Source organism: Streptomyces sp. ALB3 (genome assembly GCF_044385685.1).
In the GTDB taxonomy this organism is placed as follows: Bacteria; Actinomycetota; Actinomycetes; order Streptomycetales; family Streptomycetaceae; genus Streptomyces.
In genome coordinates this window covers 1-4,357 of record NZ_JBISCE010000017.1, presented here as the reverse complement: position 1 = coordinate 4,357, position 4,357 = coordinate 1, and the positions used below count along the sequence as shown (strand labels likewise).

Genomic DNA, 4,357 nt, shown 5'->3' with positions numbered 1-4,357 from the left:
ATCGAAAGCATCCGCGAACACCGGATAGGACGCGTACAGCTCACGGCCCATACCCGACCGCTGCGCACCCTGACCCGAGAACAGCACCGCCGTACTCCCCGGCGCGACCACTCCCTGCACCGTCCGGTCACCGAAGGCCACGGCACGGTGACTCATCGCCGCACGCATCGTGACCAGTGAGTACCCGACATCGACCGGATCGTGCTCCCTGGCGAATGTGGAGAGCCGCGTCATCTGCGCCGACAGACCGTCCTGGGTCTTCGCCGACACCACCCAGGGCACCACCGGCAACGAGACCGAAGGCTGGTGCCGCTCCTGGACGACCGGGGTGTGCTCGACGATCACGTGGGCGTTCGTTCCGCTGATCCCGAAGGACGACACACCCGCCCGGCGCGCCTCACCCGTCTCCGGCCACGCCACCGACTCCGTCAGCAGTTCCACCGCACCAGCCGACCAGTCCACCTGAGGCGTCGGCTCGTCGACGTGGATGGTGCGGGGCAGTATTCCGTGCCGCATGGCCATCACCATCTTGATGACGCCCGCCACACCCGCGGCAGCCTGCGTGTGACCGATGTTCGACTTGATCGACCCGAGCCGGAGAGGACGGCCCTCCGGCCGGCCCTGCCCGTACGTCGCCAGGAGCGCCTGCGCCTCGATCGGGTCACCCAGCGTCGTGCCCGTTCCGTGCGCCTCCACCGCGTCGACCTGGTCGGGGGACAGACCGGCGTTGGCCAGCGCTTGGCGGATCACCCGCTGCTGCGAGGGACCGTTCGGCGCCGTGAGACCGTTCGACGCGCCGTCCTGGTTCACCGCACTGCCCCGCACCACCGCCAGGACCTCATGACCGTTGCGCCGTGCATCCGACAGGCGCTCGAGCAGCAGCATCCCGACGCCTTCGCCCCAGCCGGTGCCGTCGGCACCCGCGGCGAACGACTTGCAGCGGCCGTCAGCGGCCAGACCACGCTGCCGGGAGAACTCGATGAAGCTCCCCGGAGTGGCCATCACACTGGCGCCACCCGCCAGTGCCATCGAGCACTCGCCCGACCGCAGGGCCTGCGCGGCAAGGTGCAGGGCCACCAGGGAGGACGAGCAAGCGGTGTCCACCGTCACGGCCGGGCCCTCGAGTCCGAGCGTGTAGGAGACGCGGCCGGACACGACACTGCCGGACGTACCGGTGGCGAGGTATCCCTCGACGCCCTCGGGAACGGTGGCGAGCTGGGCCACGTAGTCGTGGTACATCAGCCCGGCGAAGACTCCGGTGCTCGTGCCGCGCAGCGAGGCGGGGTCGATGCCCGCCGACTCGACGGCCTCCCAGGACCCCTCCAGCAGCAGCCGCTGCTGGGGGTCCATCGCCAGCGCCTCACGCGGGGAGATCCCGAAGAAGCCCGGGTCGAACTCCGCCGCGTCGTGCAGGAAGCCGCCTTCGCGGGTGAAGGAGGTGCCGGGGTTGTCCGGGTCGGGGTCGTAGAGCCCTTCCACGTCCCAGTTCCGGTCCGTGGGAAGGCCCGTGATGCCCTCGTTGCCGCCGGCCACGAGCTCCCACAGTTTGCCGGGCGATTCCGCACCTCCGGGGAACCGGCAGCTCATGCCCACGATGACGACCGGGTCGTCCTCGGAACCCGTGCCGGTCAGGGCGGGCCTGCTGGTGACGGCTTCCGCCTGCACGCCGACGATCTCGTTCCGCACGTAGTCGGCCATCGCGTACGGCGTGGGGTAGTCGAACACGAGGGTGGCCGGCAGGCGCAGCCCGGTGGCCGCACTCATCCGGTTGCGGAGTTCGACTGCGGTGAGGGAGTCGAATCCCAGCTCGGTGAACGCCCGCTCGGGCTGCACCGCCTCGCCCGAATCGTGCCCGAGCACAGCAGCCGCCTGAGCCCTCACCAGATCCTGGACCAGTTGGTGCTGTTCGGCGACGGGGAGGGCGAGGAGGGTGCGTCCGAAGGATGCGGAGCGATCGGTGCCGGCGTCGGCCTGCCGCCGCGTCGGCACCCGGACCAGCCCCCGCAGCATCAACGGGGTCATCTCCGGCCGTACCCGCATGGCAGCCAGGTCGACCCGGATCGGTACCAGCACTGCCTCGTCCGCCAGGCCACCGGCCAGGTCGAAGAGTTCGAGCCCTTGCTCGGAGGACAGCGGCATCAGGCCGCCCCGTGCCATCCGGCGGAGGTCGCCGCTGTCCAGCTGTCCCGTCATCGCGCTGGCCTGGGCCCACAGTCCCCAGGCCAGCGACTGCCCCGCGAGGCCTTCCGCCCGCCGGACCTCGGCCAAGGCGTCGAGGAACGCGTTCGCGGCGGCGTAGTTCGCCTGGCCCGCACCGCCGAACACACCGGCGGCGGAGGAGAACAGCGTGAACATCGACAGATTCATGTCACGCGTCAGCTCGTGCAGGTTCCATGCGGCATCGACCTTCGGTCGCATGACCGCGGCCAGTCGTTCAGGGGTCAGCGAGGACACGACACCGTCGTCCAGCACACCGGCGGTGTGCACGACACCCGTGAGAGGCTGCTCGGTCCCGAGGCCGGCCAGAGCCTGGGCCAGTGCGTCGCGGTCCGCCACGTCACACGAGGCGAAGCGTACCTGTGCGCCTGCCTCGGCCAGTTCGGCCTGAAGCTCGGCGGCTCCCGGAGCTCGCGCCCCGCGGCGGCTGACCAGGAGCAGGTGCCGCACACCGTGCTCGGCGACCAGGTGACGCGCCACCAGTCCGCCCAGCACACCGCTGGCACCCGTCACCAGCACGGTGCCGGACGGTGCGGGCCGGCCGGGTTCCTGCCCGCCGGGGGACGGCACCCGTGCCAGCCTCGGTACGGACATCTCGCCCGAGCGCACCGCGGCCTGCTGCTCCCCCGAAGCCACTACAGCGGGCAGCAGCGGCTCATCGGCCTCGTCGACGTCCACCAGGACGAACCGCCCGGGGTTCTCCGACTCGGCTGTCCGCACCAGGCCCCAGACAGCGGCCTGCGCAGGATCCGGCGCGTCCATGAACACCGCACCCCGGGTCACCACTACCAGCCGCGCCTCAGCGAACCGCTCGTCCGCCAGCCACTCCTGCAGCAACCGCAGTGTCTGCGCCGCGATCCCGTGCGTACGCGACACCATGTCCCCGGCGTCCCCGGACGCCGAGCCGGACTCCGCGAACGACACCGCCACCACGTCCGGGACTTCGTCCACGAGAGAAGTCAGATCCGCGTACCGCTTCACGCCGGGGAGGAATTCCGCCTGCCCGACGACGGCCCAGGTCTCCTCCGCGTGGTGAGCGGCGATCGGCCTCATGGACCATTCCACCCGGAAAAGCGAGTCGGCGTGGGGGCTGCTGCCTCCGCGCAACTGCTCCGGTGACACCGGGCGCAGCGCGATCGACTGCACCGAGGCGACGTGCGATCCGGATCCGTCGGCCAGCAGCAGTGAGGCGCCCGACTTCTCGCGGCGGACACGCACCCGCAGCAGTTGTGCTCCCACTGCGGACAGGGACACGCCGGTCCATGCGAAGGGCAGGCCCACCACACCCGCCGTTCCGTCCGTGGCGGGCGCGTCCGCGAGGCCCATCGCGTGCAGGGCAGCGTCCAGGAGGGCCGGGTGCAGCCCGAAGCCGTCGACCTCGGCCTCCTCCGGCAGTGCCACCTCCGCGTATACGTCGTCACCCTGCCGCCAGGCCGCCCGCAGGCCCTGGAACAGCGGCCCGTACTCGTATCCCGCGTCGGCGAGGGACGCATAGAGCGTGTCCACCGCGACGGCTTGCGCTCCCGTGGGCGGCCACTCCTCCAGGCCGTCCGCCGCCGGGACGCCGGTGGCGAGTGTGCCGTTGGCGTGCCTGGTCCAAGCCTCGTCCGAGGCGTCGGCGGGACGGGAGAAGACCGTGATGTCGTGCCGGCCGGTCAGGTCGGCCGCGGCCACGGCGACCTGGATGACGACCGCGTCCTGGCCGGAGATGACGAGGGGCGCCTCGATGGTCAGCTCTTCCACGAGGTCGCAGCCCACCTGGTCGGCTGCTTGCAGAGCGAGCTCCACGAAGGCGGTACCCGGCAGGAGGACCGAGCCCCACACCGCGTGGTCGGCGAGCCAGGGGTGTGTCTCGACCGACACCTTTCCTGTCATCACCACACCATCCGTGCCGGCCAAGCCCATCGCGCTGGACAGCAGGGCATGGTCGAGGGACTGCAGCCCCGCCGAGGAAACATCCACGGCGCCGTTTCCGGCGGAGGGGTTAAGCCAGTAGCGCTGATGCTGGAAGGGGTAGGTAGGCAGGTCGACGCGTTGCGCTCCGGTACCGGCGAACAGGGCCTGCCAGTCGAGGTCGACCCCGTGCACATGCGCTTCCGCCAGGGAGGTCATGAAGCGCCGGGTTTCGTCCTCGCCCCGC

Annotated in this window: 1 protein-coding gene; it reads right to left on the bottom strand. The window is 71.0% G+C overall.

The features are described 5' to 3' along the window. Nucleotides 1-4,357, bottom strand: a 4,357-nt coding sequence (locus tag ACHFIV_RS11190; RefSeq protein ID WP_398966366.1) for a type I polyketide synthase, incomplete at both ends; no start/stop codon positions are given.